The following is a 16,189-nucleotide window of genomic DNA, read 5'->3' as shown; positions in this document are numbered from 1 at the left end:
TGCGCTTAGGGTAGGGGTGGAACAACATGGAAAATCAGGAACAAATTATTTTTCAGATTATCCTTCATGGTGGGAATGGAAGAAGTTTAGCAATGGAAGCAATCGCAGCTGCGAAACAAGGTGATTTTTCGGAAGCAAGAGAAAAATTACAGGAATGTGCAGATGCATTAAATGAAGCACATCACATTCAAACTTCTCATATTCAAGCTGAAATTGGAGGAGAAAGGACGGAAGTTTCATTATTAATGGTTCATGCACAAGATCATTTAATGAATGCAATGACAATGAAAGATTTAGCAACTGAATTTGTTGATCTATATGAAAAAATAAAGTGAAAAAATCCCAAGTAATTGGAGGGTTGAAAAAATGGTTAAAAGGCTTAAAGTTGCTACGATAGGTGGAGGATCAAGCTATACTCCGGAACTCGTTGAGGGATTTATTAAAAGATATGATGAGTTTCCTATCAGTGAACTATGGTTAGTTGACATTGAGGCAGGGAAAGAAAAGTTAGAAATTGTTGGTGAACTTGCAAAACGAATGGTGCAAAAAGCAGGATTACCTATTGAGATTCATTTAACACTGGATCGAAGAGCGGCATTAAAGAATGCGGATTTCGTGACCACGCAATTCCGTGTAGGGTTGCTTGAGGCCCGTGCAAAAGACGAAAGAATTCCATTAAAATATGGTGTTCTGGGGCAAGAAACAAATGGTGCTGGCGGATTATTTAAAGGATTACGGACGATACCGGTGATTTTGGGGATTTGCCGTGATATGGAGGAATTATGCCCGCAAGCATGGTTAATCAACTTCACAAATCCAGCTGGGATGGTTACGGAAGCAGTTCTTCGTTACTCGAATATTAAAAAAGTTGTAGGGCTTTGTAACGTTCCAATCGGCATGGAAATGGGAATTGCTAAGTTACTGGACGTAGAACATTCTCGCGTTCGGATTGACTTTGCAGGTCTGAACCATATGGTATATGGACTAGACGTTTATGTTGATGGTGAGAGTGTGAAAGCTCAAGTGATTGAGTTTTTGACTGATCCTAACAACAGTAGTTTTGTAAAAAACATTCAAGGAATAGGTTGGGAACCAGAGTTTCTTAAGGCGCTAAATGTTCTCCCTTGCCCTTATCATATGTACTATTACAAAACAAAAGAAATGGTTGAAAAGGAAATAGAGAGTTCAAAAAAAGAAGGCACACGAGCAGAGGTAGTTCAAAAATTAGAAAAAGAATTATTTGAACTGTATAAAGATGAAAATCTTGACATTAAGCCTCCTCAATTAGAAAAGCGCGGCGGAGCTTACTACTCAGATGCAGCAGTAAGGCTAATTACTTCGATTTACAATGACAAAGGTGATATTCAACCTGTTAACACGATGAACTGTGGTGCTATTGCCAGTATACCTTACGAATCAGCAGTGGAAGTTAGCTGCATCATTACGAAGGAAGGCCCGAAACCGATTGTAGTGGGCGATTTACCAGTTCCTGTACGCGGGCTTGTTCAGCAAATTAAATCATTTGAAAGAGTAGCAGCTGAAGCAGCTGTAACTGGAAACTATAATACGGCACTGTTGGCTTTAACAATCAATCCGCTTACACCATCAGATCAGATTGCCAAAGAAATTGTTGATGAAATGCTAGAAGCCCATCATGAGTATCTACCACAGTTTTTTAAAGAGGCTAAAGTTTAACGGAGAAATTGAATGACTTCTAAAATGGTTCTGGTGTTAATATCCATCAGAACCATTTTGTTATACCTATTCAATTATGCTACTTTATAGTCAAAAAAATATCCGGCGAAAGGCCGGATAAAAAAATATATATATAAAGGGGGGGTTGAAAGGGTATGAAAAGATCATGTCCGTTTCATATATTCATCATAAACACTTGAAATGAACAAACTATGAATAAACCATTAAAAGTGTTGAAATTTTTTGTTTAGGCAGCAAGGTATTTTTGACCACTAATTGCTGGATTTGAGCCATGAAATTGTTTTTTCAAAACGGTATAAGTGAATATATAACAAGAAATTTAGAAATCTTCCTCTACAATTAGTATGAGTTTGTCGATTCGGAAAAAACACAACAAATTCATTTGAAGTTGTGCTAACATGGCAATACTAGATATAGAGAATGGAGAGGGTATCCGATGAAAATAAATCAATTAATTGCCAACAATATTAACCGTTTAGATGCCGTCTTGCCGGAAGATCAATCGTTAGGAATTGCTGGTTTGTCCGGATCTGGTAAAACCACATTTTGTCAAACCATTGGTGAAGAATCCAAGAAGCGTCTCGTTTCCTTATTGCCTAAGGCTGAATATCAGTATTTGTTTCCTAATATAATGGAAACGAATTTTAGTGCCATCAAGATGGAAGACATGCCTTTAGTTCTTTTTCTAGGGAGATCGTCGATTTCTTCCAATCCGCGTTCAACGATTGGCACCCATACCGGCGTTTTTACAGAGTTACGCGTGCGACTTGCAGAAAACTTTCATCTTTCGCCAGAAGTTTTTTCATTTAATAATGAATTAGGCTGGTGCCCTGCATGTAAAGGGCGCGGTACTACCAAAAATGTCGAATGTAAAAAGTGTGAGGGCAGACGTTATAATCCGGAAGTTGAGCAAAAAAGAATAGAATTATGGAATCAACCACATAGTATTTCCGATATCAACAATTTAAGCGTTGAATCGATTTATTCCCTTGCAGAGGAATTACATATTAGTGAAACGAAACAACTTATTCTTAAAAATATTATCAATATGAATATTGGTTACTTAACATTGAATCGGATCATGGGGACATTGTCTGGAGGAGAATTAACACGGCTTTACTTGGCAGAATTCATGGCAGCAAGTGTTAATACCGTGATTATTATTGATGAAATCTCCGTTGGTATGGACCATCAAACCCTATTGAAAATTTTAGAACAGGTTAAACAATTAGGCAATAAGAATCAAATTTGGCTCATTGATCATTCTGACACAGTGCTAGATACAGCTGATGAGCAATTGTTCTTTGGGCCTGGCAGTGGTAAATATGGTGGAAAAATTGTTGAAGAATCCCCACGTCCAAAACCAATCATTTGGGAACGAAATCAGGCAATACCAACAGAATACTATCAATTTCATGATCTTTACTGTCGTAATATTCAAATGGCTGAAATTCAGATTCCCCAAAATAGACTTGTAACCTTTACGGGTGAGTCTGGATGTGGCAAATCGACCCTTGTAAATGAGTGTATCTCCAAGGATTTTCTGAAGCGATATCCAAAAGATAAACTGGTCATGGTAGGGCAGGACCGAAACCAATCGATTACCAGCCGGTCAACTGTTGCGACGTTTCTTGATATTAAAAAGAAACTCACCAAATACAGTGACGAAATTGATGATATTTTTCAGCGCTCAATTGAAGACATTATTGAGGACCTTCCAAATGAAGACATCGCTCATAAACGCTTGAGTTTACTGATCAAACTGGGACTCGGTTATTTGACGTTGGAAAGAAAAACACAAACCTTGTCGACAGGTGAATTTCAATGTGTTCATTTAGTTTCTGAGCTGTTTTCAAACTCAAGAAACCCCCATACGCTGTTTATTTTTGACGAGCCTTCAAAAGGTTTGTCACAAAATATTTTAAACCAATTCATTGATAGTGTCAGGGGAATACTAAAGGATGAATCTGTCTCAATGATGATGATTGAACATAATGCCTATATGTTAGAAAGCTCTGATTTTATCGTTGATTTTGGTAAAAGACAGCCTGCACCTGTCGAGCACCTTGATGTTGTCAGTCATGATGATTATTATCGTCAACAAAACAGTACAGATAAGGTTGCTCCATTGCATATTTCTTCAACACTAGATTCAAAAAATGGCATTAACTACTTAAAAGAAAATCATATTAGCTATTATAAAAATGCAGAAAACGTCTATAAAGGCGGCATCTTAAAAAGCTTATCATCAATGGCCCGTTTGATTTATGGTGAATACGAATCTGACACCATCGCACCCGTCATCGCCATTGATCTGGAACGGCACTTGTATAGTCAATATAGCTTTCTCTATGAAATTGGCGGCTTGATTAACCATATAGTCGCGGCTCATCCAACCACTAAAGATACGAGTAGCTTCGATTTCTATACTACAGACAATCATTGTCCATGTTGCTCTGGCCGCCGGGTGATTGAAAAATTTGATTTTGATGTTGTGATTCAGGATAAAACCAAGCCATTTTGGGATGGCCTATTGCTTCCAGATGTGATGGAGATTTTAAAATTCTATCAATTTCCAAAATTACAATTCATCTTTGATGAGATTAAGAATGAGCTCGGTCAGGATATTAGCAAAAGTTATAACGAGATGACAGAAGAAGAAAAGCATACCTTTTTATATGGGTATTGGGAAAAGTCATTCTATGATAAAGCAGGCAAGACACGGAGGACATGGGAGGGCTTTAATAAGATCATTGGGATGTATATAGTCATTTCGAAATCGATTATTAAAGAGCATATAAAAGCATCAAAAGAGATGATTACCTGTCCGATTTGTCAAGGAACCGTGCTAAATCATCATAAAAAGCTCAAATTTGGCGACACAGATATTCGTAAGATTATTCAACAGCCGCTTGATCAAGTGATTAAAACAGTAGGGAAGTTACCGGAACTGGAAAAATTGAAAGCTATTGTTGGCTGCGATATGGCTTTGACAGAAGATGTCTCACTAATGCCTAGGGAAACACAAGTCGCGCTGAAAATGTTTGAATTGGAACTAGCAAGCTTTGTTGGTTATGAAATGGTATTACAAAATGTCTTACCATTCTGGGACAGAATTAAAGGCAATATCGAAGCAATAAGCAGTAAAAATCTGATAACAATCTGTGATTTTGCCAATATAGACGAAACGAGAGAAACAATTATTGATAAGTATTTCACCAATGGAAAATACAAAAAACTGACGTATGTCTATGAAGCGTTTGGTTACAAAAAAATTGTTACCCAAATTAATAAGATTAAAGCAAGTCATCCATGTCCATTCTGTAAAGGGAAGAAAGTAATTTCAGAAGATAATCTCCATGATGGCGTGTTTAAATTATCGGTACCATGTGTTAGTTGTTATGCAAGTGGTATCAATGAAGAAGGGCGTAAGGAAATCGTCGATGGTATTGACGTGCAAACATGGCTAACAGGCAAAGTAAGGGATGTTGTTACTGAAAGCTTAAATATTGAGCCTGTTGCAGATCTTCTAATTTTCAAGCGTATTCGTGAGTTGAATAAAGAAGAAATGATGGCGATTTACCAATTCCTTGAGCAAAATAATTAAATTAGATTTATTAAAACAAGTGATATTTAAGTAAAGAGCTAGCTGTCAGTCAGTTGCGAAAACTCATTTGCAATAATAAATTGCAAATGAGTTTTTATGCTATTCTGAAGAGGAGCTTGTTGGTTTAAAAGAAAATTAAAAGTGTCAATCTAGATAGACAAAAGAACGGAGATGTTTGTAAGGAAACTAAGAAAAATAAAGAGTAGGTCAAAAGATTATAATGGAATTTCTAGTGGGGATTGCCGATATAAGAAGACTATGACAATATAGGAGGATATAAAGAAATCTTTATTAAGTTTCCAGTTTGCTATCGATATTCTTACGAAGGTGTAAAAAGGAAATTGAAAATAAATTCTTAAATTTTGGAATTTACAGGAACGAATGGAGGAAATAATGTTATGTCAAATTTGCCAAATTGTCCAAAATGTAATTCAGAATACACCTATGAGGATGGACGACTTTTTGTTTGCCCAGAATGTGCTCATGAGTGGACTATAGAATTAGAAAATGAAAATAATGAAGAACAACAGATAATTAAAGATGCAAATGGAAATGTTTTAACCGATGGTGATTCTGTATCAGTAATCAAGGACCTGAAAGTAAAAGGAAGTTCATCAGTCTTAAAAGTAGGTACGAAAGTTAAAAATATTCGTTTAGTTGATGGGGATCATAATATTGATTGCAAAATTGATGGTTTTGGCGCTATGAAATTAAAATCTGAATTTGTTAAAAAGGTATAAATGCAGGAATAATCAACAGAACTGAAAGCTAGTGAAAAATCTAACTTTTAGTCAAGCGATTGACGCTTATTTTTTATTGGTATCCTTTGTTCAACAATAATTTAATATATCAAGTTAAATCTTATCCAGAGAGGTTAACGTGGACTTTGTCGCAACAATAGAACGATTTTAAAAGACTTTAAAGATCAAATTTATTTCTGATAACGTAAGAAGTAATTCTTTGCTTTTTCGTTATGGATTTGAAAAATAATCTTATAAAAATGGCATTCAGATACTGGAACGTTATCAATTCTTCGTAAGAAACTATCTATCTCTTCCTTGGAAACAAAATAATCTAAGTATAGACCAAGTAAAATCTCTATGAAATGAAATTGAATGAATAGATTAAGATCGTCAATTCCATTCATCAAATTTGAGTAATCTTGGAATACCTTTTCCGCTTCAGATATATTGTTTAGGACTAGCAGACTTTGGATTCTATTGAAATACAAATCGGCTAGTTCTTTTTGATAGACCATATCACTAAAGTTCATATACTTTGACAATTCTTCTGATATCTTTTTATAAAGCTTGAAGGATTCTGCCATTTCTTTCTCTGGTATCGAAAGCAGAACTAGCTTAGCTAGTTTAATTTCATTTAATGTCCAATATTTGGTAATTTCTAAATTTGAAATTATTTCATTAAAAGGATCTCTAGAAAAGTTGTAAAAGTTACTATTTGTAATCAATACTAAAAGATAAGCTTTTGAGGCTAAGTAACGAACCTCTCTAATACTACTTGTGTAATATTCTTGATAAATACTAAACAATTCCTCAAATTTACCTTGTTTGTAATAATCATCAATATCTTTTTCTAGTTTCTGAGTATCAGATATATCCATCTGGTTATGGAAGTATAGAAATTCTTCAAAAGATATATTTAAGTTTTGGAGAAGTCCTTGAAACTTGTCCACACTAACAGAGTATTTGTCTGCTTCAAAATCACTATAAAACGATTTTGACACTACACCAGTATAAATCTCTTTTTGAGTTAGCCCCTTTTGTTTTCTTAAATTCTTCATTGTGGCTCCATACATGATTTCTCCCTCCTAAATTCCTGTATACAGGAATTTTAACAAATAAAAGTTTTAATCTCTATGATAAATTAGAGAAAATTAAGTGTTGGAGGGTTCATGATGATTAAAAAAAATTCTTACTTGGTGCTTATTCTGTATAGCGTATTCTTGACTTTTACAGTTTCATTCTTTTCCGCATTATCTGTGATCTCTAATGTCAGCGAGAAAGGTATGATACTATTTCAAATTCTTGCTTTTTCTCTCATGGCAGTCTTCTTTACAAGACAAATTATTAAGAGCGATATGCCGCTTAAGAAATTAGGATTCTCTCTAAAAAATATTGACTATCGTATTTTTATCATGTTGGGGGTTATTGTATTAGTTCAACCAATTATGTTAGGAATAAACTTAAATATTTCTTTATCAGTATTTCTGCTAACCGTCGTGCAGATGATTTTAGTTGGATATACAGAGGAACTACTTTTTCGGGGGATCTTTTACCTGAAATTAAAAGATAAAAGTCCAGTTTTGTATGTTTTATTTTCTTCTCTTGTTTTTTGCCTTTTGCACAGTGCAAGTGCCATTAATCCAGAGACTGGTTCAATCCTAGTCATTCTTCAAGTAGTAAATGCTTTTTTGCTAGGTATTATTTTTGCTTTAATTTATTTCTTAACTAAAAAGATATTGATAGTGATTTTAGCCCACACGTTCTTTAATATCTTTGCAAGTATCTCTAATCAAGTTTCACTTGAGAGAAATGTTTACACTGTAATTGTTTTATCTATTCTTTATGTCTTTTGTATATTAGTGCTTGCTATTATTCGAAAAAAATATAATCAGGCTTAACAAAAATCATGATATAGGCAAGAGTATTATATTCGTGACGTACGCTTTTCACTATAAAGATTTTTTAAAATAAAGTTTATTAATGCTATACTTGGGGAACTGATTTGGATTCTGAAAGGAGTTAAATATTTTGAAGTATATGAAGTCGCAGATGCTACAGCTAATCAAGGATAATAAAGAATTGCATACACGCTTAAAAGAGTTGAAGGCAGAACATGGCCTTGAAAAAAACAATGCCCTCAAAGCTTTGTACCATTCAGAAGTTGCTGACGGGGGAAAGTACCAGTTAGCTTACCAAGCACTTGACCAGCCCAAAAAGTAGACTTACTTAAGGCTTTGAGGTGAAACCTTGATTTATACTAAAATGAACGTATACGCTTTCTACGCAGGAAAGTATTTTAGGGAAGGACAAAAATATTATTTACGATTGTTAGCATCAGGAGGATTACTTGGAATGATAACAGAAGGGACATTTAATGGTGTCGATGGAATAGAGCTATTTTTTCGAGTGATCGAACCATTAACGGCTCCAAAAGCAGCAGTTATAGTAGTGCACGGACATGGGGACCACAGCGGAGGGCTACAAAATATTAGTGCAAGCCTGGTGGATAAAGAATATATTGTTTATGCCTTTGATTTGCGTGGTCATGGAAAAAGCGCTGGGAAAAGGGGATATATACAGTCTTGGGGTGAATTTAGAGGAGATTTACATGAGTTTCGAAAGCTCGTTTCTCTCGATCAGCCCGAATTGCCCTTGTATATCGTCGGACATAGCATTGGCGGCCTGATTACTCTCGAGTATGCATTGGAACATAGTGCGGGAATTTCAGGAATTATGGCGATTTCTCCTGCCATCTCTTATGAAATAACACCATTTGAGCAGTTAGGTATAAGCCTAATGGGTAAGGTTAAACCAGACTATAGTATCAAAAAACCGGGCAGGATTCGATTGCTAAAGAAAAAATCAGTGATGCGAGCTAAATACGAATCTGACAGTTTACGTCACAATATCGTGACCCCTGGTTTAGGACGCAGCTTAATCCAAACTATTTCACGGGTAGTGAATAAAGCACCGTCGATTACCCTGCCAATATTATTACAATACGGCTTGGATGATAAAATTACTCCCCCAACAAAGCTGCGCCACTTCTTTACCCTTGTTTCCTCACAGGATAAACAGCTATATGAATACCCTTCAGCTAGGCATCGTCCGTTTGATGAAGTAGGAAAAGAGAAGTCTTTAAGCGATTTAGTCGACTGGTTAGATCAGCAACTTGATAAACAACAAAAGGTGACTTGCAGAGAGTTTGGTTAATTGACCAGAAGTAAATTTGTTTTTGAGGGATAATTCATCATAGAGAGTTTCCATTAATAGGTGCCTGACCCCGGAGGTAACAAACGGCAGGGGCGTGGTGGAACCCAAACCTGAAAAAAAAGTGAAAGAAAGCTGTCCAAAGTCCCCGCGTTCACAGAAGTAAATATAAAACATAAGATGGATTACAGAAAAGATGAGAAAGAAGGGGAGGACTATGGAGTGCCTTCAGTCATTAATTTAGGAATATTTAATGTTAACTCTCCACAGCCCAGCTCAGCAATCTTTATTGGTGAATCAATTGTTACCGGGATGGACGCCAATAGAAAATATAATTTAGGCTTTGGGGGTATTTATGGATTTGGAAATGTGCAGGCCGGAAACTTAGTCAATAATTTAGATAGCTTTGAGGTCATAGACGGGGCAATCTTTGACAATGATATTAAACCAAATTTTGGTGCGAATATATAATATTTAAGCGATATTCCCCAAAATATTTCTTTTGCCCCGTTCTGGAATGAAGAAAAAAACAACAAACCCTTATTTTAACTGGGGTTTGTTGTTTATTTTTGTTGGGCCATTTCTTCCATTTGTTCTTGTTTGATTCCTTTCTTTTTCTTCGGGACGCGCTCGTAATTGGTTAATGAGGCAGTAGCATGATCAAAGGTGTTCTGATCTCCGTGGATATTCCCTAAGCCCTGGTTATGTTTTTTTCTGCTCTTGAAGTCTTCGATAAAATTGTTTCCTATACTAAAGCAAGAAGCCTCTTCAATGGTCCCAATTTTGATGGTCCCGATATGAAAGGTCGGGGATAAAATGGGGGAAGACACGAATTATTCAGCCTCCCATGTTTCTTTGTTTTTCACCCAACAATTATAGGTTAACTTATTTTCATTTCCAGACAAGGTTCCAACTGCTTCGTTTATCGTCGTTTCACAAGAAAAATGTTTGTGTCGGTTTTTTTCACCAATGAAAATACCGGCAGCTGTTTTCAGTTGGTCTACGGTAATATTTCCGAATGTCATTTCAATCATATGCAGGATCTCCTTTCCTTTCTTTAAAATATCAGAATTTATATCATCGGACTTTGAGAAATGTCCAGCTCCAGCGCCCTAGCGGCAAGTGTCCTTCGCACTCCGCCCTACGATAAGTCAACATCGGATCGCTCCGCTTTCCGTGTTTCCTTTATCTCAGTTGGAGTGCTCCAGGCCATACGCCGCTGACCAGGGCGCTTGCGCTTTTCTTAGTAGCTTATTCAATGATTTGGGCGTTTGACACCTTTCTTTGCTATTTCTTAGGCAATCGTCACCATCCTAAATCCAAACACATAAGGTACATTAAATAGAAGGAAAGGTGTATAGGAACGATACATGAACAAGATCTTAACGGAAACGTGGTGATCAGGATATGAAAAATTCGTCACAATTTAATTTTATCGGAGATATCAATGTCCAAACCATGCAAAGGCAATCTGGCATTTTTATAGGGGAAGAAAATAATGCCATCGGCTGGAGTACCCATGGCAAAGAAAATAATGTGATTGGGGGGATTAGTGGTCAGTCTAATCTTCTTTTTTACAATATCTCTATTTTAAATGATCCTGATTTTATCGATACTCCCATTGATGACCGTGATATTAATATTTCATTTGAGAATCCTAGTAAGGAAGATGCTTCGAGTATCACGCTTGGATCAGTAAATGTCAATTCGATGCAGCAAAATAGCTCTGTATTCCTTGGGAATTCTCATGTGACGGGGATGGACGGAAATGAAAAAGTGAATTATTCACAAGGTGCTGTATTTGGAAATCAAAATCAATTGTTGAATAATTTAAATACAAACAATGATCAAGATTTTATAGATGCCATAATGGAAGATCAAGATATCAAGATTGCTAATTTAAGATGAAAATTCAATGATTACTGAAACGATAACCTTTTGCTGTTTTGGTTATTTTTTTTTGAGTTGGTGTGTTAGTTTCTGACATTGTTTCTTGTTTCGCCTTTTCTTTGTCCATTTTTAAAATGTAAGGGTGGGAAAGGTCTTCCGTGCTTCCAATATTATTTCCAATAATAAGTTTTCCGCTCAACTCGTCAATTTCTAGATTGTCCAGTCGGAAAATAATGTTTTCTAAATAATCAATTTGGACATGATCAAATTGAATGTTTTTTCCATTCTCCTCCTTTTGTTTTTGCTCAAGCAGTTCAATAATTCGATCTAATTTATTGAGAAGAAGAGAGTCTATTTTATTTTCTTTTTCCATCTGTTTCTTTTTAAAAGAAAAAAATTTAAACATAAACTCCCTCCAAACGGATAAATTGGGGAACTTGAAATCAATAGGAGTCCATCCATTTTCCGCTTTTTGCATGATTATGTATAGGCTGCATTTTTCGTTTTGCATAAGACACCTTTTTTTAATTTATGCGGTGGATAGTAGACATATTCCGGTGCCTGACACCGCCTGATAGAATACTAGTGCCTGACCCCCGATGCGTTAAAGCTTTAACACGTTGGGGGTCAGGCACCACTTCTATAAATCGACTCCTTATTCATACGTTCCTCTATTTCCGTAAAACTTACCTTTTACCACATTGCTTTATATCAAAAGAGAATTGGCTCTAAATGGAGTTCAGATTAATTACATACAATCACTTCTCGAATAAATAATCCTTTTTTAGCAACAGCTCGGTCAATAATCGAAAAACCTGCTTTTATTAGGATTTCATCGACGGGTTCAACGGTCACCACGACCACTTTGTCTGCGAACACACGTGCACTTTGGAGTATTTCCAGCTGTTCTTCTGGAGTTATTACCGAACACAAATTATAAGGCAAATCTATAATGGCTACATCATAATGATTGGTGATATCGCGAATATCTGCTAAGTTTATTTCTCCAATAAGACCAAAGTGTGCCATGTTTTCTCGTGCTCCAGGGAGGATCAGCCGATTTCGGTCGCTTCCGACGATATCAATGCCCATTGACCTAGCTTCAACCAGGACGGTTCCAATTCCACAGCAAGGATCAATTGCCTTAATCCCGGTTGGATTGGGAATGGCGATATTTACTACCGCTCTAGCAACACGTGTGTTAAGCGCAGTGGAGTAACCATTTGGCTTCTTTTGATGTAGAAACCAAACCGCCTCACTTTTCACATGCTCACCGAATACCCATCTTCCGTTTACATGCATCACGCCAAACAATCGATCTGGGTGACGAAGGTCTGCTTTGCCATTGACATGTAAACCAATCTCTCGTTCAATTGCACGTCGTTTCTCGAATCCTTCGTTTTCACTTTTAGTCTGACCATTATTTTTTACATAAGTTACTTTAAACGTTGCTCCGCTTAGTTGTAAAGCTTCTACCTGCTGACAAAGATCGGCCAGGCTTTCTGCTTCATATATCACACCAATTCTTTCTTTAATAAAAGGGCTTCGACTTGGATCAACTTTTACGAAGCTTTCCAAGACGTTAGAATGAGACACCTTGCCGAATAATGAGCGCATTTCCAAAGCACACAAAGAGCGTTCATCCTCAGAGCAGGCATAAGTATATATATAGGTTGTTCCTTTTTGTGGAGTAAAATCCAATACATTATCAAACATTAATTTTTCTATTTCATCTTCACCTCAAGTGTTATCTAAAAAACATTATCTATTATACCAAGAAAAGAGGTATCATTAGAAGTTACCTATAATTGGAAATGGTTTGCCGTACAAAATAACGCATTTTTTCTAATAGAATTGTAGAAAACTGTCCAGTCGTAGGCAGGGGGGCACCGATTTTATGTTCCACTAACTTTGAAAGCCCGCTTGTATGATTAAAATGACCATGTGTCAAAAACACACAATCATTTATGCTTTACTTGGGGAACAAATCGGGTTCTGAAAGGAGTTAAATATTTTGAAGTATAAAAAATCGCAAATGCATCAGCTAATTAAGGATAATAAAGAATTGAAGGTAGAACACTGCCTTGAAAAAAACAATGCCCTCAAGGCTTTGTATCATTCAGAAGTTGCTGACGGGGGAAAGTACCAGTTATCTTACTAAGCACTTGACCAACCAAAAAAGTAGACTCACTTAAGGCATTGATGTGGAAAAAAGGGAAGGTTCTCTTATTTACCTTTAAACAAGAGAACCTTCCCTATAATATTCAACTCTTCTATTTTATAATAATACTCTTTATCACGTTCAGTTATTTTCCTTAATACACGACATGGATTTCCAACAACAACTACATTTCTCTCCTTTTTCAAAAGAAACCTGGGCAATTGACTACTATACCAATGCCCTTCTTATCCTATTCGTTTTAGTTTTTAAATTCCCCTCCCCATAAATGTTCTAGCAAAAAATGAAACTTTTTTTTAAATATGACAGTATACTGTAGTAATGTTTTCTTTAAGGGAGGATTGGGATTGTATGAGTATGATGTCGAGATTTAAGGATATTATGGCAGGCAATATCAACTCTTTATTGGATAAGGAGGAAGATCCGGATAAAATGCTGGATCAGATTGTTAGAAACCTTAACAAGGATTTAGCGAAGGTAAAGTCGGAAACGGCATCCGTGATGGCAGAAGAGCAGCGATCAAAACGAGTACTAAATGAGTGCCAAGATGAGATTGGAAAAATGGAACGCTATTGCCACAAGGCATTAGAAGCAGGTAACGAAGGAGATGCAAGGGAGTTCCGAGAGAAGAAGGCGCCATTGGAAGCACAGTTATCCTACTTGCAAGCCTATTATCAAATGGCTCTATCAAACTCACAAAAAATAAAACAAATGCATGATAAACTTGTCGCAGATATAAGTGAATTAATCAGCACGGAGAAATTTAGTGAAAACGAAACGGTCTGTGGCAAAGAGACAGGAACGAATGAATAGGATTAAGGCATCTAACTGCTATTAAACTATAACATTTGCTTGATAAAAAAGAGGTGATAAGTATTGATCCTTCAATATAAATGCCCAAGCTGTGGGAGTGATATGAGCTTTGATCCTGAATCAGGCGAATTATCTTGTCAAAGCTGTGGCAAACACGAAAATATCGAAAATTATCCTGAAGAGTTGAGGACGGCTTCATTTTCAGAAGATGAGGCGAATGAGTACCATTGTGAGAATTGTGGAGCTGTTCTCATTACAACAGCTGAGACAGCCGCAACAAGTTGTGGTTTCTGCGGAGCGGGTGTAGTCATTGCCGATCGATTATCAGGTCATCTTGCACCACAAAAGGTCATTCCTTTTACCATTAGTAAGGAAGAGGCCATAAAAGCATTTCAAAAATGGTGTAGAAAAGGGCTTCTGACCCCGAAAGGCTTCATGACGGCCGACCGGATCAAGAGTATAACAGGGATGTATATTCCATTTTGGTTATTTGATTTAAATAGTAAGGTGCAAGTAAATGCAGAATGTACAAAGGTCAGAACCTATACACAGGGAGATTATATTTATACGGAAACAAATTACTATGATGCCTTTCGCGATATCAACCTAGAGTATGTCAAGGTCCCGGTTGATGCATCAGAAAAGATGAATGATGAATTAATGGATAAATTGGAACCATACCCATATGACCAACTAAAAGATTTTAAAACCCCTTATTTAGCGGGATATATTGCCGAGAAATACAATTATACAGATGGAGAACTGCTCCCAAGGGCGAAAGATAAAATCAGCGGATATATTGAGTCCTATATTTCTTCGACATTAACAGGATATCATTCAGTAAATTATAAAAATAAACACATTGATACGAGAAACATGAACAGCGATTATGTTTTACTGCCTGTATGGATGGTCAGCTATGATTATAACCATTCAGAGTATACGTTTGCGATGAATGGACAGACGGGAAAAATTGTCGGCAAACCGCCGATTAGTACTGGTAAGGTGGCTACTTGGTTTAGTGGTATAGCAGCTGGTACCTTCCTTGCCTTAAAATGTGTCTCCTATCTATTGGGAGGTGGCTTTTGGTGAGTGGAATTCGTATGCAAAAGCAAGGTTTCCTTTTCTTATTCATGGCTCTGTTGCTCCTCCTACCTTTGGGGATACGGGCTAAAGCTGAAACATTTGATCGAAATCATTATATTTATGATTATGCTGAGGTGCTAACGGATCAAGAAGTGGCAGAACTTCAAGCTTTATCAAGTAAACTGGGAGAGGAAAGAGATACTGCTTTTATCATTATCACGGTAAATGGAACGGATGGAAAGGAAATCAAACAATATGTAGAGGATTTCTATGATGAGCATGCTCCTGGATATGACCAACCGCATGGAAATACCGCGATATTAACTATCGATATGCAGGAACGGGATGTGTATTTGGCAGGATTTAAAAAAGCAGAGCAGTATTTGGATGATGGGCGGCTGAATTCTATTCGTGATCATATTACCCCTGATCTATCAGCTGGTAATTACTTTCAAGCATTTTCGGCATTTTTAAATACTACTCATGAGTATATGGGCTATGAGCCAGGTAATGGTCCGGAAGAGTCCAAGGGGTATGATCCGGGTGGTGGAACGGGAGGGTACACGGGCTATGATCCGGGTGACGGCCCTGGAGAGTATTCGGGCAATGAACCGAGTGTCAATCCAGAAAATATCCTTTTTAAATGGTGGTTCCAATTAATTGCTGCGATAACCGTGGCTGGAGTCATTGTAACAATTATCGCCTTTCGCTCAGGTGGAAGGGTAACGGTAAATGCGCAAACTTATATTGATAGCAATCAATCAAAAGTGATTAGCCAGTATGATAACTTTGTCAGACAAACAGTGACGAAACAAAGAAAGCCGTCAAACAACAATACGCATAGTGGTGGAGGTGGCAGCGGTGGCGGAATCACGAGTGGTGGTCACTCACATAGCGGAAGCAGTGGCAAGTTTTAGCTAGGGCGCTTGCGCTAGACAATTCTCA

The 16,189-nt window shown here is 36.9% G+C and carries 17 protein-coding genes and 1 pseudogene; 13 read left to right on the top strand and 5 right to left on the bottom strand.

Annotation, left to right across the window (positions count from 1 at the left end; translation table 11 throughout):
- The first annotated feature begins 26 nt into the window (after window positions 1–26).
- The 4 genes from RTR43_RS05880 (at window position 27) to RTR43_RS05865 (ending at window position 6,063) form a co-directional block, all read left to right on the top strand.
- The gene (locus RTR43_RS05880; protein ID WP_312470372.1) at window positions 27–335 is read left to right on the top strand and encodes a PTS lactose/cellobiose transporter subunit IIA; all 309 of its coding nucleotides are present in this window, start codon (window positions 27–29) and stop codon (window positions 333–335) included.
- Window positions 336–366: 31 nt separating this feature from the next.
- Complete coding sequence (locus RTR43_RS05875) at window positions 367–1,695, top strand: 6-phospho-beta-glucosidase (RefSeq protein WP_312470370.1); 1,329 nt, start codon at window positions 367–369, stop codon at window positions 1,693–1,695.
- A 457-nt stretch (window positions 1,696–2,152) separates the two neighbouring features.
- Window positions 2,153–5,323 (top strand): ATP-binding cassette domain-containing protein, encoded by a 3,171-nt coding sequence (locus RTR43_RS05870; protein WP_312470369.1) that lies wholly within the window; start codon window positions 2,153–2,155, stop codon window positions 5,321–5,323.
- Window positions 5,324–5,721: 398 nt separating this feature from the next.
- Window positions 5,722–6,063: a zinc ribbon domain-containing protein YjdM gene (locus RTR43_RS05865; RefSeq protein ID WP_312470368.1), complete on the top strand. Its 342-nt coding sequence runs from the start codon at window positions 5,722–5,724 to the stop codon at window positions 6,061–6,063.
- Between the two features lie 191 nt (window positions 6,064–6,254).
- On the opposite strand, the gene RTR43_RS05860 is transcribed toward RTR43_RS05865, so the two are convergent.
- Entirely contained in the window at window positions 6,255–7,139 is an 885-nt protein-coding gene (locus RTR43_RS05860; RefSeq protein ID WP_312470366.1) for a helix-turn-helix domain-containing protein, read from the bottom strand.
- A gap of 96 nt (window positions 7,140–7,235) precedes the next feature.
- Between RTR43_RS05860 and RTR43_RS05855 the strand changes: the two genes are divergently transcribed.
- From RTR43_RS05855 to RTR43_RS05840, 4 genes are all read left to right on the top strand, one after another.
- Window positions 7,236–7,964, top strand: coding sequence for a CPBP family intramembrane glutamic endopeptidase (locus tag RTR43_RS05855; protein WP_312470365.1), 729 nt, complete (start codon window positions 7,236–7,238; stop codon window positions 7,962–7,964).
- A 130-nt stretch (window positions 7,965–8,094) separates the two neighbouring features.
- The gene (locus tag RTR43_RS05850; protein WP_312470364.1) at window positions 8,095–8,286 is read left to right on the top strand and encodes a hypothetical protein; all 192 of its coding nucleotides are present in this window, start codon (window positions 8,095–8,097) and stop codon (window positions 8,284–8,286) included.
- A gap of 27 nt (window positions 8,287–8,313) precedes the next feature.
- Window positions 8,314–9,279, top strand: coding sequence for an alpha/beta hydrolase (locus tag RTR43_RS05845; RefSeq protein WP_312470363.1), 966 nt, complete (start codon window positions 8,314–8,316; stop codon window positions 9,277–9,279).
- A gap of 219 nt (window positions 9,280–9,498) precedes the next feature.
- Entirely contained in the window at window positions 9,499–9,747 is a 249-nt protein-coding gene (locus RTR43_RS05840) for a hypothetical protein (RefSeq protein ID WP_312470361.1), read from the top strand.
- Between the two features lie 92 nt (window positions 9,748–9,839).
- Here RTR43_RS05840 and RTR43_RS05835 read toward each other — a convergent pair whose 3' ends face one another.
- Both RTR43_RS05835 and RTR43_RS05830 read right to left on the bottom strand, forming a co-directional pair.
- Window positions 9,840–10,106, bottom strand: coding sequence for a hypothetical protein (locus RTR43_RS05835; RefSeq protein ID WP_312470359.1), 267 nt, complete (start codon window positions 10,104–10,106; stop codon window positions 9,840–9,842).
- 3 nt (window positions 10,107–10,109) lie between these two features.
- Window positions 10,110–10,310, bottom strand: coding sequence for a hypothetical protein (locus RTR43_RS05830; RefSeq protein WP_312470358.1), 201 nt, complete (start codon window positions 10,308–10,310; stop codon window positions 10,110–10,112).
- 373 nt (window positions 10,311–10,683) lie between these two features.
- Here RTR43_RS05830 and RTR43_RS05825 point away from each other — a divergent pair, with 373 nt between their 5' ends.
- Entirely contained in the window at window positions 10,684–11,184 is a 501-nt protein-coding gene (locus RTR43_RS05825) for a hypothetical protein (RefSeq protein ID WP_312470356.1), read from the top strand.
- Between the two features lie 4 nt (window positions 11,185–11,188).
- Here the strand turns inward: RTR43_RS05825 and RTR43_RS05820 are convergent, their stop codons facing one another.
- Window positions 11,189–11,572, bottom strand: coding sequence for a hypothetical protein (locus RTR43_RS05820; protein ID WP_312470353.1), 384 nt, complete (start codon window positions 11,570–11,572; stop codon window positions 11,189–11,191).
- Between the two features lie 338 nt (window positions 11,573–11,910).
- Window positions 11,911–12,882 carry a TRM11 family SAM-dependent methyltransferase gene (locus RTR43_RS05815; RefSeq protein WP_312470352.1) on the bottom strand — a complete coding sequence of 324 codons (972 nt, stop codon included), beginning with the start codon at window positions 12,880–12,882 and terminating at the stop codon, window positions 11,911–11,913.
- Window positions 12,883–13,180: 298 nt separating this feature from the next.
- Here RTR43_RS05815 and RTR43_RS05810 point away from each other — a divergent pair, with 298 nt between their 5' ends.
- From RTR43_RS05810 to RTR43_RS05795, 4 genes and pseudogenes are all read left to right on the top strand, one after another.
- Entirely contained in the window at window positions 13,181–13,327 is a 147-nt protein-coding gene (locus tag RTR43_RS05810) for a hypothetical protein (RefSeq protein ID WP_312470351.1), read from the top strand.
- Window positions 13,328–13,696: 369 nt separating this feature from the next.
- Window positions 13,697–14,171, top strand: a pseudogene (locus tag RTR43_RS05805) (PspA/IM30 family protein); the annotation flags it as partial.
- A gap of 50 nt (window positions 14,172–14,221) precedes the next feature.
- Window positions 14,222–15,250 (top strand): TFIIB-type zinc ribbon-containing protein, encoded by a 1,029-nt coding sequence (locus RTR43_RS05800; RefSeq protein ID WP_312470349.1) that lies wholly within the window; start codon window positions 14,222–14,224, stop codon window positions 15,248–15,250.
- Window positions 15,247–16,161 carry a TPM domain-containing protein gene (locus RTR43_RS05795; protein WP_312470347.1) on the top strand — a complete coding sequence of 305 codons (915 nt, stop codon included), beginning with the start codon at window positions 15,247–15,249 and terminating at the stop codon, window positions 16,159–16,161. Before RTR43_RS05800 ends, RTR43_RS05795 begins: the two co-directional genes overlap by 4 nt.
- Window positions 16,162–16,189 lie beyond the last annotated feature (28 nt).

Source organism: Neobacillus sp., assembly GCF_031988165.1.
Classification (GTDB): Bacteria; Bacillota; Bacilli; order Bacillales; family Cytobacillaceae; genus Neobacillus; species Neobacillus rhizosphaerae.
The sequence above is the reverse complement of the archived record's forward strand: the minus strand, read 5'-3'. Positions and strand labels throughout refer to the sequence as shown.